At 58.6% G+C, this 22757-nt stretch carries 21 protein-coding genes and 2 tRNA genes; 20 read left to right on the plus strand and 3 right to left on the minus strand.

Translation table 11 applies throughout. The annotated features are described in order from the left end of the window. The first annotated feature begins 111 nt into the window (after nt 1-111). From AB4Z35_RS17600 to AB4Z35_RS17610, 3 genes are read left to right on the plus strand one after another with little or no spacing between them, the layout of a single operon-like run. The gene (locus AB4Z35_RS17600; RefSeq protein ID WP_007993571.1) at nt 112-1515 is read left to right on the plus strand and encodes a sodium-dependent transporter; all 1404 of its coding nucleotides are present in this window, start codon (nt 112-114) and stop codon (nt 1513-1515) included. A gap of 7 nt (nt 1516-1522) precedes the next feature. Further along, entirely contained in the window at nt 1523-1957 is a 435-nt protein-coding gene (locus tag AB4Z35_RS17605) for a type II toxin-antitoxin system RatA family toxin (RefSeq protein WP_103394085.1), read from the plus strand. 11 nt (nt 1958-1968) lie between these two features. Next, nucleotides 1969-2271 (plus strand): RnfH family protein, encoded by a 303-nt coding sequence (locus AB4Z35_RS17610; protein WP_116260293.1) that lies wholly within the window; start codon nt 1969-1971, stop codon nt 2269-2271. Between the two features lie 61 nt (nt 2272-2332). On the opposite strand, the gene AB4Z35_RS17615 is transcribed toward AB4Z35_RS17610, so the two are convergent. Then, nucleotides 2333-2860, minus strand: a complete 528-nt coding sequence (locus AB4Z35_RS17615; protein WP_007993578.1) for an outer membrane protein assembly factor BamE — start codon at nt 2858-2860, stop codon at nt 2333-2335. Between the two features lie 97 nt (nt 2861-2957). Between AB4Z35_RS17615 and fur the strand changes: the two genes are divergently transcribed. After that, on the plus strand, nt 2958-3362 hold the full coding sequence (fur, locus tag AB4Z35_RS17620; protein ID WP_003197684.1) for a ferric iron uptake transcriptional regulator: 405 nt from the start codon (nt 2958-2960) through the stop codon (nt 3360-3362). Between the two features lie 75 nt (nt 3363-3437). Here the strand turns inward: fur and recN are convergent, their stop codons facing one another. Beyond that, on the minus strand, nt 3438-5111 hold the full coding sequence (gene recN / locus AB4Z35_RS17625) for a DNA repair protein RecN (protein WP_442098357.1): 1674 nt from the start codon (nt 5109-5111) through the stop codon (nt 3438-3440). Nucleotides 5112-5351: 240 nt separating this feature from the next. Here recN and grpE point away from each other — a divergent pair, with 240 nt between their 5' ends. The 8 genes from grpE (at nt 5352) to AB4Z35_RS17665 (ending at nt 15819) form a co-directional block, all read left to right on the plus strand. Continuing rightward, nucleotides 5352-5918, plus strand: coding sequence for a nucleotide exchange factor GrpE (grpE, locus tag AB4Z35_RS17630; protein WP_007993584.1), 567 nt, complete (start codon nt 5352-5354; stop codon nt 5916-5918). Between the two features lie 102 nt (nt 5919-6020). Next, nucleotides 6021-7937: a molecular chaperone DnaK gene (dnaK, locus tag AB4Z35_RS17635; RefSeq protein ID WP_007993585.1), complete on the plus strand. Its 1917-nt coding sequence runs from the start codon at nt 6021-6023 to the stop codon at nt 7935-7937. A 295-nt stretch (nt 7938-8232) separates the two neighbouring features. Then, complete coding sequence (gene dnaJ / locus AB4Z35_RS17640; RefSeq protein WP_007973132.1) at nt 8233-9357, plus strand: molecular chaperone DnaJ; 1125 nt, start codon at nt 8233-8235, stop codon at nt 9355-9357. Nucleotides 9358-9367: 10 nt separating this feature from the next. Then, entirely contained in the window at nt 9368-10171 is an 804-nt protein-coding gene (dapB, locus tag AB4Z35_RS17645) for a 4-hydroxy-tetrahydrodipicolinate reductase (RefSeq protein WP_277534474.1), read from the plus strand. Between the two features lie 259 nt (nt 10172-10430). Then, nucleotides 10431-11567 carry a glutamine-hydrolyzing carbamoyl-phosphate synthase small subunit gene (gene carA, locus AB4Z35_RS17650; RefSeq protein ID WP_277534476.1) on the plus strand — a complete coding sequence of 379 codons (1137 nt, stop codon included), beginning with the start codon at nt 10431-10433 and terminating at the stop codon, nt 11565-11567. 118 nt (nt 11568-11685) lie between these two features. Next, nucleotides 11686-14907: a carbamoyl-phosphate synthase large subunit gene (gene carB, locus AB4Z35_RS17655; RefSeq protein WP_007993593.1), complete on the plus strand. Its 3222-nt coding sequence runs from the start codon at nt 11686-11688 to the stop codon at nt 14905-14907. A 2-nt stretch (nt 14908-14909) separates the two neighbouring features. Then, nucleotides 14910-15386, plus strand: coding sequence for a transcription elongation factor GreA (gene greA / locus AB4Z35_RS17660; protein ID WP_033051914.1), 477 nt, complete (start codon nt 14910-14912; stop codon nt 15384-15386). Nucleotides 15387-15435: 49 nt separating this feature from the next. Further along, nucleotides 15436-15819: an MFS transporter gene (locus AB4Z35_RS17665; RefSeq protein WP_442098393.1), complete on the plus strand. Its 384-nt coding sequence runs from the start codon at nt 15436-15438 to the stop codon at nt 15817-15819. Nucleotides 15820-15828: 9 nt separating this feature from the next. On the opposite strand, the gene AB4Z35_RS17670 is transcribed toward AB4Z35_RS17665, so the two are convergent. Then, nucleotides 15829-16137 carry a YhbY family RNA-binding protein gene (locus AB4Z35_RS17670; protein ID WP_007942889.1) on the minus strand — a complete coding sequence of 103 codons (309 nt, stop codon included), beginning with the start codon at nt 16135-16137 and terminating at the stop codon, nt 15829-15831. Between the two features lie 105 nt (nt 16138-16242). On the opposite strand from AB4Z35_RS17670, the gene rlmE reads away from it, so the two are divergent. The 8 genes from rlmE to AB4Z35_RS17710 all read left to right on the plus strand — a co-directional run bounded on the left by rlmE (nt 16243) and on the right by AB4Z35_RS17710 (nt 22691). Continuing rightward, the gene (rlmE, locus tag AB4Z35_RS17675) at nt 16243-16875 is read left to right on the plus strand and encodes a 23S rRNA (uridine(2552)-2'-O)-methyltransferase RlmE (RefSeq protein WP_007988685.1); all 633 of its coding nucleotides are present in this window, start codon (nt 16243-16245) and stop codon (nt 16873-16875) included. A 199-nt stretch (nt 16876-17074) separates the two neighbouring features. Continuing rightward, nucleotides 17075-18985 carry an ATP-dependent zinc metalloprotease FtsH gene (ftsH, locus tag AB4Z35_RS17680; RefSeq protein ID WP_033051913.1) on the plus strand — a complete coding sequence of 637 codons (1911 nt, stop codon included), beginning with the start codon at nt 17075-17077 and terminating at the stop codon, nt 18983-18985. Between the two features lie 8 nt (nt 18986-18993). Further along, complete coding sequence (gene folP, locus AB4Z35_RS17685; protein WP_442098360.1) at nt 18994-19845, plus strand: dihydropteroate synthase; 852 nt, start codon at nt 18994-18996, stop codon at nt 19843-19845. 16 nt (nt 19846-19861) lie between these two features. Next, nucleotides 19862-21199: a phosphoglucosamine mutase gene (gene glmM, locus AB4Z35_RS17690; RefSeq protein WP_442098362.1), complete on the plus strand. Its 1338-nt coding sequence runs from the start codon at nt 19862-19864 to the stop codon at nt 21197-21199. 66 nt (nt 21200-21265) lie between these two features. Next, nucleotides 21266-22021 carry a triose-phosphate isomerase gene (gene tpiA, locus AB4Z35_RS17695; RefSeq protein ID WP_442098363.1) on the plus strand — a complete coding sequence of 252 codons (756 nt, stop codon included), beginning with the start codon at nt 21266-21268 and terminating at the stop codon, nt 22019-22021. A 4-nt stretch (nt 22022-22025) separates the two neighbouring features. Further along, a complete protein-coding gene (gene secG, locus AB4Z35_RS17700; RefSeq protein WP_017336473.1) occupies nt 22026-22409 on the plus strand; it encodes a preprotein translocase subunit SecG in 384 nt (127 codons plus the stop codon). A 22-nt stretch (nt 22410-22431) separates the two neighbouring features. Further along, nucleotides 22432-22517 (plus strand) — tRNA-Leu (locus AB4Z35_RS17705). A gap of 97 nt (nt 22518-22614) precedes the next feature. Next, a tRNA-Met gene (locus AB4Z35_RS17710) sits at nt 22615-22691 on the plus strand. Nucleotides 22692-22757: the final 66 nt, after the last annotated feature.

Here is a 22757-nt window from a genome sequence, read left to right on the forward strand (position 1 = left end):
GCATTATAGGGAGTTGCACGCGAGTCGGCTACGGTGTTGCTGCGTGCTTGAGCAGGTTGATTGAATCCCGGACAATGCGGCCTCTTTTTTGAACGCTTGGGCGTGATAACGATGTCGACAGACAAGGTTTCTGTCCACGGCAGTTGGGCTAGCCGCTGGGTCTTCATACTCGCCGCGACCGGTTCGGCCGTGGGGCTGGGTAGTATCTGGAAATTTCCGTACATGGTCGGTGTCTATGGCGGCGGCGCCTTCGTGCTGATGTTCCTGGCCTGTATTGCATTGATCGGCGTGCCGGTCATGCTGGCGGAAACCCTGATCGGCCGGCGTGCCCGGCAGAGCCCGGCCAATGCCTTGAAGATGCTGGCGGTCGAGGCGGGGCACTCGGCGAAATGGTCCTGGGGGGCATTTGCCGGGATGATCACGGCGTTGCTGATCCTGTCTTTCTATAGTGTGGTGGGCGGCTGGTCGCTGGATTACATCATCGACATGGGGCGTGGCGACTTCCAGGGAGCGACGCCGGACCAGGTGGGTGCCTACTTCGGCAATGTGATCGCCGATCCGTGGCGCCTGACACTTTGGCACACGATTTTTATGCTGTTGTCAGCGGTAGTGATCGCCAAGGGCGTGGTTGCCGGGCTTGAACGCAGTTTGCGCATCATGATGCCGTTGTTGTTCGTGATGGTTCTCGTGCTGCTGGGCTACAGCATGACCACCGGACATTTCATGGAAGGCGTGCATTTCATGTTCGACTTCCATCCGGAAAAAGTCCTCGACGGTTTGCTGCCCGCCATGGGCCACGCGTTCTTTTCCCTGAGCGTGGGCGTCGGCTCGATCATGATCTACGGCGCCTACATGCCGAAGCACTCGTCGATTTCAGGCACGATTGTCGGCGTGGCGCTGCTCGATACCTTTGTTTCCCTGGTGGCCGGTCTGGCATTGTTTCCGATTGTTTTCGCCGCGGGCCTGAACCCGAGCGAAGGGCCGGGGCTGATGTTCGTCAGCCTGCCGTTTGCCTTCGGTAACGTGGCGTTCGGGCAGTTGATGGGGGTGGTGTTCTTCGTGCTGGTGGCGGTTGCTGCCTGGAGTTCGGCGATTTCCCTGCTCGAGCCGATGGTGGCCTACCTGGTCGAACGCACTAAGGTGAGTCGTGCATGGGTCACCTTCTGGTTGGCTTTCAGCTGCTGGTTTGTTGGTCTGGGCACGGTGTTCTCCTTCAATATCTGGAAGGAGGCCAAGTTCTTCGTGAACGAAGGCGGGATGTTCCACCTCTACCAATGGGGAGCAACCGGTGGTCTCGACTTCTTTGGCGTGATCGATTTCTTCACCTCGCGACTCATGTTGCCGCTTGGCGGTTTGTGTTTCGTGGTGTTCGCGGGCTGGATCATGGGGCGCGAAGCGGTGCGCGACGAATTGTCGATCCGCAACCCTGCGCTGTTTGACCTGTCCTTGTTCTTGATGCGCTATGTGGCGCCCATCGGCATTCTCGTAGTGTTTGCCGCCCAGCTGTGGAAGTGACGCTGACATGACGACACACATTTCACGTTCGGCCTTGCTGCCGTACCCGGCACAAGCGCTGTATGACCTGGTCAACGACGTGGCACGCTATCCGGAGTTTCTGCCGTGGTGCTCGTCGGCCGAAGTCCTGGAGAGCTCCCCTGAGCATATGCGGGCGAGTGTCGGGGTGGCGAAGGGCGGCCTCAGTCAGCATTTCGTGACGCGTAATACTCTGGTTCCCGGGCAATCGATCGAAATGAACCTTGAGGAAGGTCCGTTCAATCAGCTGCATGGCGTGTGGGTGTTCAAGCCACTGGGCGAGAAGGCCTGCAAGATCAGTCTTGATCTGTCGTTCGATTATGCCGGGCCGTTGGTTCGTGCCACCCTGGGGCCGCTGTTCAACCAGGCGGCCAATACCCTGGTGGATGCGTTCTGCCAGCGTGCCAAGCAGATACATGGTTGAGGTCATGGGTGATGATTGAAGTCGAGGTGGTTTACGCGGCCGTAGACCGTCAGGTGCTGTTGACGGTGGCGGTGCCTGCCGGAACGACTGTGCGGGCGGCCTTGCTTGGGTCGGTCCTGGCTCAAGAGTTTCCAGAGCTGGATCTGACCCAATGCCCTGTGGGTATCTTTGGCAAGGTTGTAGCCGATCCAGAGAGTCGGGCAGTCCAGGCTGGGGATCGCATCGAGGTTTACCGACCTTTGCTGGCCGATCCCAAAGAGGTTCGCCGACTGCGCGCGGCAAAGGCTGCCGAGGCCAAAGCCCGTAATCAGTGAGTGGCTTGAACGCCAGACAATAAAAAGCCCGGGCATGCCGGGCTTTTTATTGCGTCGCAAATTATTGCGGCGAGGTTTCCAGTGGTCGCGGCGTCGGGACCGGAACGGTTTCTACACCGTCGACGTCCTTCTGGATCTGATCCAGCAACGAACCTGGCTTGACCGGTTTTTCCGGTTTTGGCTTCTCGACGTTTTCTGCCGGGGCAGCCACTGTCGTGCCGCTGTCCTTGCCGAGAATGGCTTCATCACGGCTCACGCCTGGCATGAAATCGCCGGAGAGGCTGACAAGCTGATCATTTGGGTTGAAGATAACGCTGATGCGTTCCTGTTGGCGTTCACCGCCACCAGGTTGCAGGCTGTACAGATAATCCCAGCGATCGGCATGGAACGTGTCAGTCAGCAGAGGGTTGCCCATGATAAACCGTACTTGCTTACGGGTCATTCCCGGGCGTAACTGGTCTATCATGTCCTGCGTGACGACATTGCCCTGCTGGATGTCGATTTTGTAAACCCCGGGGAATGAACAACCGGCGAGTGCGAGCAGTCCCACAAAGGTGAAACTGGTTAGCAAGAGCTTGGTGTTTTGCATCGGTGGGCGACTTCCACTATCTTGGCTGGGACAACGTAAACGCCGATCATACCCGCATTAAGAGAAGCTGCGAAGCAGCATCGCGAGAAAGCTGACCATGGTTGAAAATAGCGAACTACGCAAAGCCGGCCTCAAAGTGACCCTGCCACGGGTCAAGATTCTGCAAATGCTCGATTCCGCCGAGCAGCGCCACATGAGTGCCGAGGATGTCTACAAGGCCCTGATGGAGGCTGGTGAGGATGTCGGTCTGGCCACGGTTTACCGTGTTCTGACCCAGTTCGAGGCAGCTGGCCTTGTGGTGCGGCACAACTTCGACGGAGGCCATGCGGTCTTCGAACTGGACGACGGAAAGCATCACGACCATATGGTCAACGTCGAAACCAGTGAAGTGATCGAATTCTTCGACGAAGAAATCGAGCGGCTTCAGAAAGCAATCGTCGACAAGTATGGCTTCGAGATGGTTGATCACAATCTGGTGCTGTACGTGCGCAAGAAAAAGTAAGCATGTCGCGCGAACATCCGTTCGCGAAACGAGCGAAGGCGACCCCAGGGTCGCCTTCGTGCTTTCCGGCTTTACTCAAGCTTTGGCGGCAACCACCATTTTTTTCGCGTGAGCCAGGGATTCCTTGGTGAGATCGATGCCGCCCAGCATCCGTGCGACTTCTTCGACGCGGTCATTCTTGCTCAATTTGGAAACGGCCGTACGGGTGGCATCTTCTCCGCGTACTTTATGCACAAATAGATGCTGATGACCTTGCGCTGCGACTTGCGGCAAGTGGGTCACGGTCAGTACTTGCCCACGCACGCCGAGCCTGCGCAGCAACTGGCCGACGATTTCTGCAGTCGGGCCGCCGATGCCGACGTCGACTTCGTCGAATACCAGGGTCGGTACACGGGAGGTCTGCGCGGTGATCACCTGAATCGCCAGGCTGATCCGCGACAGCTCGCCACCGGATGCCACTTTCGCCAGGGCTTTCAGTGGCTGGCCAGGGTTGGCGCTGACCAGCAACTCTACCTGCTCGAGGCCATTTGGCAGCAGTTCATCGCTGCTGTTTGGGCGCAGTTCAATGGTGAAGCGACCGCCGGGCATGCCCAGTCGCTGGATTTCCTGCTCCACGGCGCTGGCCAGGCTATTCGACGCTTGATGCCGTAGATCGCTCAGTTCCCGTGCCTTTTCCTGATAGTGCCGGGCATAGGACGACAGCTCATCGCTCAGTCGCTCGATGGATTCGTCGTTGGCGTTGAGGGTTTCGATTTCATCCAGCAGTTTCTGTTGCATCTCGGCAACTTCAGTCGGCTGGATGCGGTGTTTGCGCGCCAGGGTGTAGATCGCGTCGAGGCGTTCTTCAAGGTATTGAAGACGCGACGGATCGGCATCGAAATTGTCGAGGAAGCGGTTCAGTTCACCCACGGCCTCTTCAACCTGGATCTGTGCACTGGTCAACAAGCTGCTGGCTTCACCCAGCGCGCCGATCGAGCTGTTCACGCTCGACAGGCGGTTGAGGCTGGCGGTGAGGGCGTTCAGTACATTCCCGGAATCACTTTCACTGCATTGCTCGACGACTTGTCGGCAAATGCCGAGCAAGGTCTCGGCGTTGGTCAGGTTCTTGTGTTCCTGTTCCAGTTGCTCCAGCTCATTGTCACCGAGGCCAAGGTTTTCCAGTTCTTCGAGTTGATAGCTGAGCAATTGATGGCGGGCGCGTTGCTCGTCACCGGAATTGGAGAGTCGCTCCAGTTCCTGGCGGGTCTGGCGCCAACGCTGGGCGGCGAGCTGAACCTGCCGGGCAAGGTCGGTCGCGCCGGCATATTCATCGAGCAGGCGACGGTGGGTGTCGGTCTTGAGCAGGGATTGGTGTTCGTGCTGGCTGTGAATGTCGATCAACAGCTCGCCCAGCGCCTTGAGATCGCCAAGCGGGCAGGGCGTGCCGTTGATGTAGCCACGCGAGCGCCCTTCGGATGTGATCACCCGGCGCAGGATGCACGGGCCGTCGTTTTCGAGGTCGCGCTCGGCCAGCCAGGCGCTGGCTTCCGGAATGTCGGCCAGATCGAAGGTGGCCAGGATATCGGCCTTGTCGGCGCCGGGGCGGACCACGCCGCTGTCGGCGCGATCACCCAGGGTAAGGCCCAGCGCGTCGAGCATGATCGACTTGCCCGCGCCGGTTTCCCCGGTGATAACGCTCATCCCGCGATCGAGTTCGAGATCGAGATGTTCAACGATGGCGTAGTTGTGTACGGACAGGTGCACCAGCATATGGGCCGCTCCCAGGTGTTATGTCTGGTTATTTATACAGTGTTTTGTTTCGGGCTGACAATGCCTCTCGTTAGCTCGATTCGCTTGGTCCGACGAAACCCTTATCGCGAGCGGGAATGACAAAGCGGTTGTTTTTTGTAGGGTTAATCGTCGGCCCCCCTTGAAGCCGGATTTTGCGGCCCCATATAGCTGGGCAGAAGCGCGAGTTGAGCTCGCGGACGATATTGAAAGGAGAAATCTATGGCTGACGAACAGACAGTGGATACGCAAAACCCAGACGCCAACCAGGCGCCCGAGGCTTCGGGTGAAGACCTGGCGGCTCGTGTACAAGTGCTCGAAGAGCAACTGGCAGGCGCTCAGGATCAGGCTTTGCGTGTAGCCGCCGATCTGCAGAACGTCCGCCGTCGCGCCGAGCAGGATGTGGAGAAGGCTCACAAGTTCGCGCTGGAAAAATTCGCCAGCGACCTGCTGCCGATCGTCGACAGCCTGGAGCGCGGCCTGGAACTGTCCAGCCCGGACGACGAAAGTATCCGTCCGATGCGCGAAGGCATCGAGCTGACCCTGAAAATGTTCCACGACACTCTCAAGCGTTATCAGCTTGAAGCGATCGATCCGCATGGCGAACCGTTCAACGCCGTTCACCATCAGGCAATGGCCATGCAGGAAAGCGCCGACGTCGAGCCGAACAGCGTTCTGAAGGTGTTCCAGAAGGGCTATCAGCTCAATGGTCGCCTGCTGCGCCCGGCGATGGTCGTGGTCAGCAAGGCGCCTGCGCCGGTTTCGCCTTCGATTGACGAGCAGGCTTGAAATCCGCCGCAAGGCCCCCATTTATAAGTCAAGCGTTTAAGTGCTACCGCAGTTAGCCACCACTGCTGCGGCAACCAAATCCAAAGTTTCGGGAGAGTGAACATGGGCAAAATTATCGGTATCGACCTGGGGACTACCAACTCCTGCGTCTCCGTGCTGGAAAACGGCAAGGCAAAAGTTATTGAAAACGCTGAAGGCGCGCGTACCACGCCGTCGATCATCGCTTACGCCAACGATGGCGAAATTCTGGTTGGCCAGTCGGCCAAGCGTCAGGCTGTGACCAATCCGCACAACACCCTGTACGCGGTGAAGCGTCTGATCGGTCGTCGTTTCGACGAAGAAGTCGTGCAGAAAGACATTCAGATGGTCCCTTACAAGATCGTCAAGGCTGACAACAGCGACGCCTGGGTTGAAGTGAACGGCCAGAAAATGGCACCGCCACAAATCTCGGCTGAAATCCTGAAAAAAATGAAGAAGACCGCCGAAGACTACCTCGGCGAGACCGTGACTGAAGCGGTGATCACCGTTCCGGCCTACTTCAACGACAGCCAGCGTCAGGCGACCAAAGACGCCGGCCGCATCGCCGGTCTGGACGTAAAACGTATCATCAACGAACCGACCGCAGCTGCTCTGGCTTACGGTATGGACAAGGCCAAGGGCGATCACACCGTGATCGTTTACGACCTGGGCGGCGGTACTTTCGACGTTTCCGTGATCGAGATCGCTGAAGTCGATGGCGAGCACCAGTTCGAAGTACTGGCCACCAACGGTGACACGTTCCTGGGCGGTGAAGACTTTGACATTCGTCTGATCGACTACCTCGTCGACGAATTCAAGAAAGAAAGCGGCATGAACCTCAAGGGCGACCCGCTGGCCATGCAGCGCCTGAAAGAAGCTGCTGAAAAAGCCAAGATCGAACTGTCTTCGAGCCAGTCGACCGACGTGAACCTGCCGTACATCACTGCAGACGCCACCGGTCCTAAACACCTGAACGTGAAGATCTCCCGCGCCAAGCTCGAAGCATTGGTGGAAGACCTGGTTCAGCGCACTATCGAGCCTTGCCGCATCGCGATGAAAGATGCCGGTATCGACGTTGGCGCGATCAACGACGTGATCCTGGTGGGCGGTCAGACCCGTATGCCACTGGTTCAGAAGCTGGTAACCGAGTTCTTCGGTAAAGAAGCTCGTAAAGATGTGAACCCGGACGAAGCGGTTGCCATGGGTGCTGCCATCCAGGGCGCGGTACTGGCCGGTGACGTGAAAGACGTTCTGCTGCTCGACGTCAGCCCGCTGACCCTGGGTATCGAAACCATGGGTGGCGTGATGACTGCGCTGATCGAGAAAAACACCACGATTCCTACCAAGAAATCGCAAGTGTTCTCGACTGCCGACGACAACCAGGGCGCCGTGACCATTCACGTGCTGCAGGGCGAGCGTAAGCAAGCCGCACAGAACAAGTCCCTGGGCAAGTTCGACCTGGCCGACATCCCACCGGCTCCACGTGGTGTGCCGCAGATCGAAGTGACCTTCGACATCGACGCCAACGGCATCCTGCACGTAGGTGCGAAAGACAAGGCTACCGGCAAGACTCAGTCGATCGTGATCAAGGCCAACTCCGGTCTGTCCGACGAAGAAATCGAGCGCATGGTGCGTGATGCCGAGGCTAACGCCGAGGAAGACCGCAAGTTCGAAGAGCTGGCCACTGCCCGTAACCAGGGTGATGCACTGGTTCACTCGACGCGCAAAATGGTTGCCGATGCCGGCGATAAAGTGACCGCTGAAGAGAAGACTGCAATCGAGGCGGCAGTCGTTGCCCTGGAAGCCGCCGTCAAAGGCGACGACAAGGCTGCTATCGACGCCAAGGTTGAAGAGCTGTCGAAAGTCTCCGCTCCGGTGGCGCAGAAGATGTACGCCGAACAGGCTCAGCCTGCTGAAGGCGCAGCACCGCACGCTGAATCGGCTGAAAAGGCTGACGACGTTGTCGACGCCGAGTTCGAAGAAGTCAAAGACCACAAGTAAGTTGTTGGTCGGCCGGTTGACTGCCTTTAGGCGGTGACTGGTAGGATGTCGCCGCGCGGGAGCTTGCTCCCGCGTTGGCGTATCTGGAATACGCGAATTTTTACAGCATGCGACAGCGTTCGGATGCTGGCGGTATGGCCGGAAATGCTCCTGCTTTTCGAGTCGCAAGTACCGCAAGAATCAAAGACCAGGATCGTTGAATTGACGTGAGTTGGGTCCGGGCCTGTATTGGGGCTCAACGAGTTCGGCAGACTCAGGAGGGTTGTGTCGGACGTCCTTAAGAGTGCAAAGACTTATGGCAAAGCGTGACTATTACGAAGTGTTGGGTGTTGAGCGTGGCTCAAGCGAAGCGGACCTGAAAAAGGCCTACCGTCGCCTGGCAATGAAGCACCACCCGGACCGTAATCCCGATGACAAGGCGTCGGAAGAAATGTTCAAGGAGGCCAACGAGGCCTACGAAGTGCTGTCGGATTCCAGCAAGCGCGCGGCATACGACCAGTACGGCCATGCCGGTGTCGACCCGAGCATGGGTGGCGGCGGTGCCGGGTTCGGTGGTCAGAACTTCTCCGACATCTTTGGCGATGTCTTCAGTGACTTCTTCGGTGGCGGTCGCGGCGGTTCCCGTGGCGGCGCTCAGCGCGGCAGTGACTTGCGCTACACCCTGGAGCTGGACCTTGAAGAGGCGGTGCGCGGTACGACCGTGAACATCCGCGTTCCGACGCTGGTCAACTGCAAGCCTTGCGACGGCTCCGGTGCCAAGAAAGGTTCTTCGCCGGTGACCTGCCCGACTTGCGGCGGTATCGGTCAGGTGCGCATGCAGCAAGGCTTCTTCTCGGTGCAGCAGACCTGCCCGCGCTGCCATGGCCAGGGCAAGATCATTTCCGATCCGTGCGATTCCTGTCACGGCGAAGGTCGTGTCGAAGAGTACAAGACCCTGTCGGTGAAAGTGCCGGCCGGTGTCGATACCGGTGACCGCATTCGTCTGTCCGGCGAAGGCGAGGCGGGCGCTCAGGGTGGCCCGACTGGCGACCTGTACGTGGTGATCAACGTGCGTGAGCACTCGATTTTCCAGCGCGATGGCAAGCATCTGTTCTGCGAAGTGCCGATCAGCTTCGTCGATGCGGCGCTGGGTGGCGAGCTGGAGATTCCGACCCTTGATGGCCGGGTCAAGCTGAAGATCCCTGAGGGGACGCAGACCGGCAAGCAGTTCCGTGTTCGTGGCAAGGGTGTCGCGCCTGTGCGTGGCGGTGGTGCGGGTGACTTGATGTGCCGTGTGGCGGTCGAGACTCCGGTCAACCTGAGCCGTCGCCAGCGCGAAATGCTCGAGGAGTTCCGTAGCTCCCTGGCGGACGACAACAGCCATTCACCGAAAACCACTGGTTGGTTCGAAGGCGTGAAGCGCTTCTTCGGCGATTTGTAAGGAGACAGGCATGCGACGTATTGCAGTGATGGGCGCCGCCGGGCGCATGGGCAAGACCCTGATTGAGGCGGTGCAGCAAACCCCGGGCGCCGGTCTGACGGCGGCAGTGGATCGTCCTGACAGCACGTTGGTCGGCGCGGATGCCGGCGAGCTGGCTGCGCTGGGTCGTATCGGTGTGCCTCTGTCCGGCGATCTGGATCGGGTGGTCGACGAGTTCGACGTGCTGATCGACTTCACGCACCCGACGGTGACCCTGAAGAACCTGGCCTTCTGCCGTAAACACGGCAAGGCGATGATCATCGGTACTACCGGCTTCAGTGTTGAAGAAAAGCAGTTGCTGGCGGAAGCGGGCAAGGACATTCCGATCGTCTTCGCGGCCAACTTCAGCGTGGGCGTCAACCTGTGCCTGAAGTTGCTCGACACGGCAGCTCGCGTGTTGGGTGACGATGTCGATATCGAAATCACCGAGGCTCACCATCGGCATAAGGTCGATGCGCCGTCCGGCACTGCCGTGCGCATGGGCGAGGTGATTGCAGATGCCCTGGGTCGTGATCTGAAGAAGGTGGCGGTGTATGGTCGTGAAGGCCAGACCGGTGCTCGCGAGCGCGAGACCATTGGTTTTGCCACTGTGCGCGCCGGCGACATCGTTGGCGATCACACGGTGCTGTTCGCTGCCGATGGCGAGCGTGTCGAGATCACCCACAAGGCGTCCAGTCGCATGACGTTCGCCAAGGGTGCGGTGCGTGCTGCGTTGTGGCTGGATGGGCGTGAGCCTGGCCTATACGACATGCAAGACGTGCTCGAACTGCGTTAAGATGCACCCGAAATCGGGCTCGCGCACAGCGTTTGAGCCCGGTTTTGTTCCGCCAAGCGACGTCCTGTCGCATTCTCCAGCCTTTAAGGCTCATTGGCGGTAGACCAAAAATGCCTTTTTCTGTAAGCTACAGCTTTAGTGTGTCCACTAAAAGCGCGCAGAATAATTCAGTGAAGAAGCGGGGTGACGTGTCCATACGTCACTCCGCTTTTTTACAACCTGCGATCGCCCTTTCAGGCTTTATTTACGGGAGGTCTTCTTGACTAAGCCAGCCATACTCGCCCTTGCTGATGGCAGCATTTTTCGCGGCGAAGCCATTGGAGCCGACGGTCAAACCGTTGGTGAGGTGGTGTTCAACACCGCAATGACCGGCTATCAGGAAATCCTTACCGATCCTTCCTACGCCCAACAGATCGTTACCCTGACTTACCCGCACATCGGCAACACCGGCACCACGCCGGAAGACGCCGAGTCGAACCGCGTCTGGTCCGCTGGCCTGGTCATCCGTGACCTGCCACTGGTGGCGAGCAACTGGCGTAACACGATGTCCCTGTCCGACTACCTGAAGGCCAACAACGTTGTGGCCATCGCCGGTATCGACACCCGCCGCCTGACGCGCATCCTGCGTGAAAAAGGCGCGCAGAACGGCTGCATCATGGCCGGTGACAACATCTCCGAAGAAGCTGCCATCGCCGCCGCCCAGGGCTTCCCAGGCCTCAAGGGCATGGACCTGGCGAAAGTCGTCAGCACCAAAGACTCCTACGAATGGCGTTCGACTGTCTGGGATCTGAAAACCGACAGCCACGCGACCCTCGACGCGTCCGAACTGCCGTACCACGTGGTTGCCTACGACTACGGCGTCAAGGTGAACATCCTGCGCATGCTGGTCGAGCGCGGTTGCCGCGTGACCGTTGTGCCTGCTCAAACCCCTGCTGCCGATGTGCTGGCGCTGAAGCCGGACGGCGTGTTCCTGTCCAACGGCCCTGGTGACCCGGAGCCTTGCGACTACGCGATCCAGGCGATCAAGGACGTGCTGGAGACCGAGATCCCGGTCTTCGGTATCTGCCTCGGTCACCAGCTGCTGGCCCTGGCCTCCGGCGCCAAGACCCTGAAAATGGGTCACGGCCACCACGGTGCCAACCACCCCGTCCAGGACCTGGACAGCGGCGTGGTGATGATCACCAGCCAGAACCACGGTTTTGCCGTAGACGAAGCGACCCTGCCAGCCAACGTCCGTGCGATCCATAAATCGCTGTTCGACGGCACCCTGCAAGGTATCGAGCGTACCGACAAGAGCGCCTTCAGCTTCCAGGGTCACCCGGAAGCCAGCCCTGGCCCGAACGACGTAGCGCCATTGTTCGATCGCTTCATCAACGAGATGGCCAAGCGACGCTGATCGCTCGCCCTGATGTTGCAAAGCTTGAGGGTGGTCCCGACACCGGTGGCCCCCTCAAGTCTTCAGAGATTGAACAAGACGGCTTGCCGACTGACCTGCGGATTTGAGTGACAAACCCATGCCAAAACGTACAGACATTAAAAGCATCCTGATTCTCGGTGCTGGCCCGATCGTGATCGGCCAGGCCTGCGAATTCGACTACTCCGGCGCCCAGGCCTGCAAAGCCCTGCGCGAAGAGGGTTACCGCGTCATCCTGGTGAACTCCAACCCGGCCACCATCATGACCGACCCGGCCATGGCCGACGCCACCTACATCGAACCGATCAAGTGGCAGACCGTTGCCAAGATCATCGAGAAAGAGCGTCCGGACGCGCTGCTGCCAACCATGGGCGGCCAGACTGCTCTGAACTGCGCCCTGGACCTGGAGCGCGAAGGCGTTCTGGAGAAGTTCGGCGTAGAGATGATCGGTGCCAACGCCGATACCATCGACAAGGCTGAAGACCGTTCGCGTTTCGACAAGGCCATGAAGTCCATCGGCCTGGCGTGCCCGCGGTCCGGTATTGCCCACAGCATGGAAGAGGCCAACGCGGTCCTCGAGAAGCTCGGCTTCCCGTGCATCATCCGTCCGTCCTTCACCATGGGCGGCACTGGCGGCGGTATTGCTTACAACCGTGAAGAATTCGAAGAAATCTGCGCCCGTGGTCTGGACCTGTCGCCGACCAAAGAGCTGCTGATCGACGAATCCCTGATCGGCTGGAAAGAGTACGAGATGGAGGTTGTCCGCGATAAGAAGGACAACTGCATCATCGTCTGCTCCATTGAAAACTTTGACCCGATGGGCGTGCACACCGGTGACTCGATCACCGTGGCTCCGGCACAGACCCTGACCGACAAGGAATACCAGATCCTGCGTAACGCCTCCCTGGCGGTACTGCGCGAGATCGGCGTGGAAACCGGCGGTTCCAACGTTCAGTTCGGTATCTGCCCGAACACCGGCCGCATGGTCGTGATCGAGATGAACCCGCGTGTATCCCGTTCCTCGGCCCTGGCTTCGAAAGCTACCGGTTTCCCGATTGCCAAGGTCGCGGCCAAGCTGGCTGTGGGCTACACCCTGGACGAGCTGTCGAACGACATCACCGGCGGCAAGACCCCGGCGTCCTTCGAACCGTCCATCGACTACGTCGTCACCAAGCTGCCACGCTTCGCTTTCGAGAAGTTCGCCAAGGCTGACGCGCGCCTGACCACTCAGATGAAGTCGGTAGGCGAAGTCATGGCCATCGGCCGTACCTTCCAGGAATCCCTGCAGAAAGCCCTGCGCGGTCTGGAAGTCGGTGTTTGCGGTCTGGACGAGAAGGTTGACCTGGCCAATCCGGAAAGCATGAGCGTGCTCAAGCGCGAGCTGACCGTGCCGGGCGCCGAGCGTATCTGGTACGTGGCGGACGCCATGCGCGCCGGCATGAGCGTTGAAGACATCTTCGGCATGACCATGATCGATCCTTGGTTCCTGGTGCAGATGGAAGATCTGATCAAGGACGAAGAGAAGGTCAAGACCCTGGGTCTGACCAGCATCGACCGCGATCTGATGTTCCGCCTCAAGCGCAAAGGCTTCTCCGATATGCGCCTGGCCAAGTTGCTGGGTGTGACCGAGAAGAGCCTGCGCGCTCACCGTCACAAGCTGGAAATCTTCCCGGTCTACAAGCGCGTCGATACCTGCGCTGCCGAGTTCGCCACCGACACCGCGTACCTCTACTCGACGTACGAAGAAGAGTGCGAAGCCGCACCATCGGGTCGCGACAAGATCATGATCCTGGGCGGCGGTCCGAACCGTATCGGCCAGGGCATCGAGTTCGACTACTGCTGCGTACACGCGGCACTGGCGCTGCGCGATGACGGGTACGAGACCATCATGGTCAACTGCAACCCGGAAACCGTTTCCACCGACTACGACACTTCCGATCGCCTGTACTTCGAACCAGTGACCCTGGAAGACGTGCTGGAAATCGTTCGCGTCGAGAAGCCGAAAGGCGTGATCGTCCAGTACGGCGGCCAGACCCCGCTGAAACTGGCGCGTGCCCTGGAAGCCGCTGGCGTGCCGATCATTGGCACCAGCCCGGACGCCATCGACCGTGCCGAAGACCGTGAGCGCTTCCAGCAAATGGTCCAGCGCCTGAACCTGCGTCAGCCGCCAAACGCCACCGTGCGCAGCGAAGATGAAGCCATTCGTGCCGCCGCCAAGATCGGTTATCCGCTGGTGGTGCGTCCGTCCTATGTACTGGGCGGTCGTGCGATGGAAATCGTCTACGAAGAAGAAGAACTCAAGCGCTACCTGCGCGAAGCGGTTCAAGTGTCCAACGACAGCCCGGTACTGCTGGACCACTTCCTCAACTGCGCCATCGAAATGGACGTGGATGCGGTCTGCGACGGCAAGGACGTGGTAATCGGCGCGATCATGCAGCACATCGAGCAGGCCGGCGTTCACTCCGGTGACTCCGCATGTTCGCTGCCGCCGTACTCGCTGCCGGCGCACATCCAGGACGAGATGCGCGAACAGGTCAAGAAAATGGCCCTGGAACTGGGTGTAGTCGGCCTGATGAACGTTCAGTTGGCGCTGCAAGGCGAAGACATCTACGTCATCGAAGTCAACCCGCGCGCTTCCCGTACCGTACCGTTCGTGTCCAAGTGCATCGGTGTTTCCCTGGCGATGATCGCTGCTCGCGTGATGGCCGGTAAAACCCTGAAAGAACTGGGTTTCACCAAGGAAATCATTCCGAACTTCTACAGCGTGAAAGAGGCGGTGTTCCCATTCGCCAAATTCCCTGGCGTTGACCCGATCCTCGGCCCTGAGATGAAGTCCACCGGCGAAGTGATGGGCGTGGGCGACACCTTCGGTGAAGCGTTCGCCAAGGCCCAGATGGGTGCCAGCGAAGTGTTGCCGACCGGCGGTACTGCGTTCATCAGCGTACGTGACGACGACAAGCCGCTGGTTGCGGGCGTGGCCCGTGATCTGATCAACTTGGGCTTCGAAGTGGTCGCCACTGCCGGTACTGCCAAGCTGATCGAAGCGGCAGGCCTGAAAGTGCGCCGTGTGAACAAGGTGACCGAGGGTCGTCCGCACGTGGTCGACATGATCAAGAATGACGAAGTCACGCTGATCATCAACACCACCGAAGGTCGTCAGTCGATCGCTGATTCGTACTCCATTCGTCGTAATGCCCTGCAGCACAAGATTTACTGCACCACCACCATTGCTGCTGGCGAAGCCATCTGCGAAGCGCTGAAGTTCGGTCCCGAGAAGACCGTACGCCGCTTGCAGGATCTACACGCAGGATTGAAGGCATGAGCATAACGAAGTACCCAATGACCGTTCAGGGCGCTCGCGCCCTGGAAGAAGAGCACACTCACCTGACCAAGGTCGTTCGTCCGAAGCTCAGCCAGGACATCGGTACGGCCCGCGAGTTGGGTGACTTGAAGGAAAACGCCGAATACCACGCTGCCCGTGAGCAGCAGGGTATGGTCGAGGCGCGGATCCGTGATATCGAAGGCCGCATGCAGAATGCGGTGATTATCGATGTGACGACCATTCCTCACAGCGGCAAGGTGATTTTCGGTACCACCGTGGAAATCGCCAACGTCGAAACCGATGAAAGCGTGACTTACCAGATCGTTGGTGAGGACGAGGCTGACATCAAGCTTGGCAAGATCTCTGTCGGCTCGCCGATTGCCCGCGCCTTGATTGCCAAGGAAGAGGGTGATGTGGTTGCAGTCAAGACGCCTGGCGGCGTTATCGAGTACGAGATTGTCGAAGTTCGCCACATCTGAAGGCCAGCGCCCGTTTCGAGCGGGCGCCACGCTTTGGCAGCTGACCCAGATGTTGTGGGTCGGCGGCTTGTGGCTATTGCAAATCGGTCTGTTGCCGGTGCTGGGGCGAATTGGCCTGGCGCCGCTACTGATCGACGAAATCGCAGGCATGCTCAATACGCTGGTAGTGGGGTTCGCTACGGCGTGTGTGATATTTCAGGCTTTGGTGCTGATAAAGGCCGAGGGCCTTGTCAGTCTATGGCGGGATATTCGCGGGCAACTGCTGCTGATGGCGCTGTATGCGTGTGCGATGTACTTCGCGGTGCGTTTCGGCTGGCCGGATGCCGTGCGTTGGCAGTCGTTCAGCTATCTTGTTCTGGGTTTTTCCGGGCTGGTGCTGGTGTTGCAGCCGATACCGGGATGGAGTGGCAGGGTGCGCGAAGCACACCCTTGACCCTTGCCATCACTTGAAGCGATGGACGTTCGACAGCTGCTTGTTGACGCTGAAGTTCTTGCGGTAGATCAGTGCCATCTTGCCGATGACCTGAACCAGATCCGCTTTGCCGACCTTGCACAGCTCTGCAATGGACGCCAGGCGCGATTCGCGATCGAGGATGTTGAGCTTGATCTTGATCAGCTCGTGATCCGCCAAAGCGCGTTCGAGTTCGGCTAACACACCTTCAGTCAAACCATTGTCTGCCACAATCAAAACTGGTTTCAGATGGTGGCCAATGGATTTGTACTGTTTCTTCTGCTCTTGAGTGAGCGGCATAATCTGACCCCTGCGTCTGATCTTGTAAAAAGCGGCGGCCAGTTTACCCGAGCGAGTCCGGGACCGCCCAGTTAATCACGACCCGTTTTATTTCCGAGGTATCCCGTGGCCCGTTCCAAGACAAGCCTTAAGTGGCTGCAAGAACATTTCAACGACCCATTCGTCAAAATGGCACAAAAAGACGGGTACCGTTCCCGCGCCAGCTACAAGCTGCTGGAGATCCAGGAAAAGGATCGCCTGATCCGCCCTGGTATGAGCGTAATCGACCTTGGTGCGGCGCCCGGTGGGTGGTCCCAGGTGACCAGTCGTCTGATTGGTGGGCAGGGCACACTGATCGCTTCTGACATTCTTGAAATGGACAGCATCCCCGACGTCACCTTCATTCAAGGCGACTTTACCGAGGATGCCGTGCTGGCCCAGATTCTCGACGCCGTCGGAAATAAAGAAGTAGACCTTGTGATTTCCGACATGGCCCCCAATATGAGTGGATTGCCGGCCGTTGATATGCCGCGCGCGATGTTCCTGTGCGAATTGGCACTGGATCTGTCGACGCGGGTGCTCAAGCCCGGTGGTGATTTTTTGATCAAGATCTTCCAGGGCGAAGGTTTCGACGAATTCCACAAGAGCGTTCGCCAGCAGTTCGAGAAGGTGCAGATGCGCAAACCGACCTCGTCGCGCGACCGTTCTCGCGAGCAGTACCTGCTGGGCCGCGGTTTCCGCGGTCGCAGTGAGGAATGAGTGAATTTTCGATCAGGGTGATAGGATTTTTGTATTACGCCTTGTCAGAATTAGCGAATATTGTGTAGGAAGTGTTTCACAAAGGGTTACAGACGGCGCCTGCCAAGTTGTAGGTAATGTAGTAAGTTAGGCCGGTGAATATCATGCGAAGCGCGCGCCAGTAGCGGAGCTTGCTTCAGAGGGTAGTTAATTGAACGATATGGCAAAGAATCTGATCCTGTGGTTGATCATCGCGGCTGTCCTGGTGACGGTGATGAACAACTTCTCCAGCCCTAACGAGCCGCAGACCCTCAACTATTCCGACTTCATCCAGCAGGTCAAGGATGGCAAGGTCGAGCGCGTGGCGGTTGATGGCTACGTGATTACCGGCAAACGCAACGATGGCGACAGCTTCAAGACCATTCGCCCGGCGATCCAGGACAACGGCCTGATCGGCGACCTGGTGGATAACCACGTCGTGGTCGAAGGCAAGCAGCCTGAGCAGCAAAGCATCTGGACTCAACTTCTGGTCGCCAGCTTCCCGATCCTGGTGATCATCGCCGTGTTCATGTTTTTCATGCGGCAGATGCAGGGCGGTGCAGGTGGCAAGGGCGGACCGATGAGCTTCGGTAAGAGCAAGGCGCGCCTGCTCTCCGAAGATCAGGTGAAAACTACCCTGGCTGACGTTGCCGGTTGCGACGAAGCCAAGGAAGAAGTCGGTGAGCTGGTCGAGTTCCTGCGTGATCCGGGCAAGTTCCAGCGCCTCGGTGGCCGCATTCCTCGCGGTGTCCTGATGGTCGGTCCTCCGGGTACCGGTAAAACCTTGATCGCCAAGGCCATCGCTGGCGAAGCCAAGGTACCGTTCTTCACTATTTCCGGTTCCGACTTCGTCGAAATGTTCGTCGGTGTGGGTGCCAGCCGTGTTCGCGACATGTTCGAACAGGCCAAGAAGCACGCTCCATGCATCATCTTCATCGACGAGATTGACGCCGTCGGTCGCCATCGTGGTGCCGGAATGGGTGGTGGTCACGACGAGCGCGAGCAGACTCTCAACCAGTTGCTGGTCGAGATGGACGGCTTTGAAATGAATGACGGCATCATCGTGATTGCTGCCACCAACCGTCCTGATGTGCTGGACCCTGCGCTGCTGCGTCCAGGTCGTTTCGACCGTCAGGTTGTGGTTGGTCTGCCAGACATCCGTGGTCGCGAACAGATTCTCAAGGTTCACATGCGCAAAGTGCCGATGGGCGACGACGTTGCTCCGGCCGTGATCGCTCGTGGTACTCCGGGGTTCTCGGGTGCCGATCTGGCCAACCTGGTGAACGAGGCATCGCTGTTCGCTGCCCGTGCCGGCAAGCGCATCGTCGAGATGAAGGAATTCGAACTGGCGAAAGACAAGATCATGATGGGCGCCGAGCGCAAATCCATGGTCATGTCCGAGAAAGAAAAACAGAATACGGCTTACCACGAAGCGGGCCACGCCATTGTGGGGCGTGTCGTGCCTGAGCATGATCCGGTGTACAAGGTGTCGATCATCCCGCGCGGTCGTGCGCTGGGTGTGACCATGTTCCTTCCGGAAGAAGATCGTTACAGCCTGTCCAAGCGTGCATTGATCAGCCAGATCTGCTCGCTGTACGGCGGTCGTATCGCTGAAGAAATGACCCTGGGCTTCGATGGCGTGACCACCGGTGCTTCCAACGACATCATGCGCGCCAGCCAGATTGCGCGGAACATGGTGACCAAGTGGGGTCTTTCGGAAAAGCTCGGCCCGTTGATGTATGCCGAAGAAGAGGGTGAAGTGTTCCTCGGTCGCGGCGGCGGTGGTCAGAATGCAAGCTTCTCGGGTGAGACAGCCAAGCTGATCGACTCCGAGGTGCGCAGCATCATCGATCAGTGCTATGGCACGGCGAAGCAGATTCTCACGGACAACCGTGACAAGCTCGATGCAATGGCTGATGCCTTGATGAAGTACGAAACCATCGATGCCGAGCAGATCGACGACATCATGGCGGGTCGTCCGCCTCGTGAACCGCGCGACTGGTCGGGTGGCACGGGTACTTCCGGCACCCCTCCGGTGGTGCAGGATGAGCGTCCGGAAACGCCGATCGGCGGTCCTGCTGCTGACGTATAAGGTTTGAAATGACTTCTGTTCAGTCCTCGACCCGGTTGCCTTGCGGCAACCGGGTTCTTGATTTGGCCCAGACGCATGTCATGGGTATTCTCAATGTCACTCCTGATTCTTTCTCCGATGGTGGCCAATACAGCCAGCTCGACGCGGCCATGCGCCATGCCGAGGCCATGGTGGCGGCCGGCGCGACGCTGATCGATGTCGGTGGCGAATCCACTCGTCCTGGTGCCAGGGCGGTGTCGCCACTGGAGGAGCTGGAGCGCGTAGCGCCCATTGTCGAGCGCATCAGTCGCGAGTTGGACGTCATCATCTCGGTCGATACCTCCACGCCAGCGGTCATGCGTGAAACTGCGCGCCTGGGTGCCGGGTTGATCAATGATGTGCGTTCGTTGCGTCGCGATGGCGCACTGGATGCAGCGGCAGCCACCGGACTACCGGTTTGCCTGATGCATATGCTGGGAGAACCAGGCGATATGCAGGACAATCCGCAGTATCAGGACGTTACAAGGGAAGTCGGTGAGTTTCTCGCCGAGCGCATGCATCAGTGTTCAATGGCGGGTATTCCAGCTGAGCGGATCATTCTTGACCCCGGCTTTGGCTTCGCCAAGACCTTGCAGCACAACCTGAGCTTGTTCAAACATATGGAAGCCCTGCATGCCTTGGGGCGACCCCTGTTGGTCGGGGTTTCGCGAAAGAGCATGATTGGTCAGGCATTGAATCGTCCGGTGGAAGACCGACTGTATGGTGGTTTGGCGCTCGCGGCACTGGCTTCGGCGAAAGGTGCGCGTATATTGCGCGTCCATGATGTAGCCGAAACAATGGATGTGGTCCGGATGATCGCCGCAGTGGAATCAGCCGAATAAGAATGATGGAGCACTTATGAGCAAAAAATATTTTGGCACCGATGGTATTCGTGGGCGCGTCGGTGAATACCCGATTACTCCTGATTTCATGCTCAAGCTTGGCTGGGCTGCAGGTATGGCGTTCCGCAAGATGGGCGCCTGCAAGGTCCTGGTAGGTAAGGACACCCGGATCTCCGGCTACATGTTCGAGTCTGCACTTGAGGCGGGGCTTACTTCCGCAGGTGCCGATGTAATGCTCCTTGGTCCGATGCCGACCCCGGCGATTGCCTACCTGACGCGCACCTTTCACGCCGAGGCCGGCATCGTGATCAGTGCGTCGCACAATCCGCATGATGACAACGGCATCAAGTTCTTCTCCGGCAAGGGCACCAAGCTTCCGGATGAAGTCGAGCTGATGATCGAAGAGTTGCTCGATACGCCAATGACCGTGGTGGAGTCGAGCAAGATCGGCAAGGTGTCGCGAATCAACGATGCGTCGGGGCGTTATATCGAATTCTGCAAGAGCAGCGTGCCGACCGGCACCAGCTTCTCGGGTATGAAAGTCGTGATCGACTGCGCCCACGGTGCGACTTACAAAGTGGCGCCGAGCGTGTTCCGCGAGTTGGGCGCTGAGGTCGTCGTGCTGTCGGCGCAGCCGAATGGTTTGAATATCAACGACAATTGCGGCTCGACCCATATGGGGCAGCTGCAGGCTGCCGTCGTCGCTGAACAGGCCGATCTGGGTATCGCCTTCGATGGTGACGGTGACCGCGTTCAGATGGTCGATCACACGGGGGCGGTGGTGGATGGCGACGAATTGCTGTTCATCATTGCCCGTGATCTGCATGAGCACAACAAGCTGCAGGGCGGCGTAGTTGGAACCCTGATGAGTAACCTGGGGCTGGAGCTGGCCCTTGCTGATCTGGGTGTTCCATTCGTGCGTGCCAATGTCGGTGACCGCTATGTCATTGCCGAGCTGCTGGAGCGCAACTGGATTGTGGGTGGTGAAAACTCCGGACACATCGTGTGTTTCAGCCACACCACCACGGGTGATGCAATTATCGCGGCGCTGCAGGTGTTGATGGCGCTGAGCAGGCGTAACGAAGGTCTGGCGCAATCCCGGCAGGCGCTGCGCAAGTGCCCTCAGGTGCTGATCAATGTGCGTTTCGGTGGTGGCGCAAGCCCTCTCGACCATCCGTCGGTCAAGGAAGCCAGCGAGCGTGTGACCAAGGCCATGGCGGGGCGTGGGCGGGTGCTGTTGCGCAAGTCCGGAACCGAACCGCTGGTGCGTGTGATGGTCGAAGGCGAAGACGAAACGCAGGTTCGTGGCTATGCCGAAGAGCTGGCAAAACTGGTTACTGAAGTTTCTGCCTGAATTCGGCTTGCCAGCCTTGATTGTGTTGGGTAACATCTGCGCCCACTTTGACCGACGAGGTACAGCATGCGTCGCCCTATGGTAGCTGGTAACTGGAAGATGCACGGTACCCGCGCCAGCGTCGCTGAGCTGATCAACGGCCTTCGTGACTTGGCCTTGCCGAGCGGTGTTGATGTCGCGGTATTCCCGCCTTTCCTGCATATCAATCAAGTGATTGATGGTTTGAAAGGAAAGTCGATTTCGGTCGGCGCGCAGAACTCTGCGGTGGAATCCGGGCAAGGTGCGTTGACCGGTGAAGTTGCACCGAGTCAGTTGGTGGATGCAGGTTGTTCCCTGGTGCTTGTCGGGCACTCCGAGCGCCGCCAGATCATGGGCGAGCAGGACGCAGTGCTGATCCGCAAGTTCGCAGCGGCGCAGGCATGTGGCTTGATTCCGGTGTTGTGCATAGGGGAAACCCTTGAGCAGCGTGAAGCCGGTAAGACTCTTGAGGTTGTCTCGCGTCAGCTGGGCAGTATCATTGAGGAGCTGGGTGTCGGTGCCTTTGCCAAGGCGGTGATCGCTTACGAGCCGGTCTGGGCCATTGGCACCGGGCTGACTGCTACGCCACAACAGGCGCAGGATGTGCACGCAGCCATTCGCGCCCAGTTGGCGGCAGAGAATTCTGAGGTCGCACAAGGTGTGCGGCTTCTATACGGCGGCAGCGTGAAGGCGGCCAATGCGGTCGAACTGTTCGGCATGCCGGATATCGATGGGGGTCTCATTGGTGGGGCTTCCCTGAATGCAGATGAGTTCGGTGCGATTTGTCGCGCCGCGGGAAACTGAAAAAATGCTGGAAACAGTCGTAGTCGTTTTTCATCTGCTGGGTGCATTGGGCGTAGTAGCTCTGGTTTTGCTGCAGCAGGGTAAAGGTGCGGACGCTGGCGCGTCTTTCGGAGCAGGTGCTTCAAATACTGTGTTCGGAAGCCAAGGTTCCTCTACCTTTCTTAGTAAGTTTACTGCTATACTTGCCGCAGGTTTTTTCATAACCAGCTTGGGGTTAGGTTACTTTGCTAAAGAGAAGGCTCACCAGCTGACTCAAGTAGGTCTCCCAAACCCGGCGGTACTGGAAGTTCCAAAGCAACAACCGGCTTCTGATGATGTCCCGGTGCTTCAAGAGCAAAAGTCGGCTACTCCAGCGACTGACGTACCTCCAGCTCAAGAGCAGAAGTAAGAAGGGTTTCAAACGTAGTATTGCCGAGGTGGTGGAATTGGTAGACACGCAACCTTGAGGTGGTTGTGCCCATAGGGTGTAGGGGTTCGAGTCCCCTTCTCGGTACCAATTAGTCAGGAGAGCCCGCTGTTGCGGGCTTTCTTGCAGGTGGAAGGTTACATTGACCCTGTAGGGGATCGGTCGTATACTTCCGCCCCAGCTTTGTCGCGGGGTGGAGCAGTCTGGTAGCTCGTCGGGCTCATAACCCGAAGGTCGTCGGTTCAAATCCGGCCCCCGCAACCAGTTTAAGGAGCCCCTTTTAAGGGGCTTTTTGTTAGCTGGACACTTTCAACGCCGCTGTTCGACGGC

It is taken from the genome of Pseudomonas sp. KB_15 (assembly GCF_052114525.1).
Lineage (GTDB): Bacteria > Pseudomonadota > Gammaproteobacteria > Pseudomonadales > Pseudomonadaceae > Aquipseudomonas.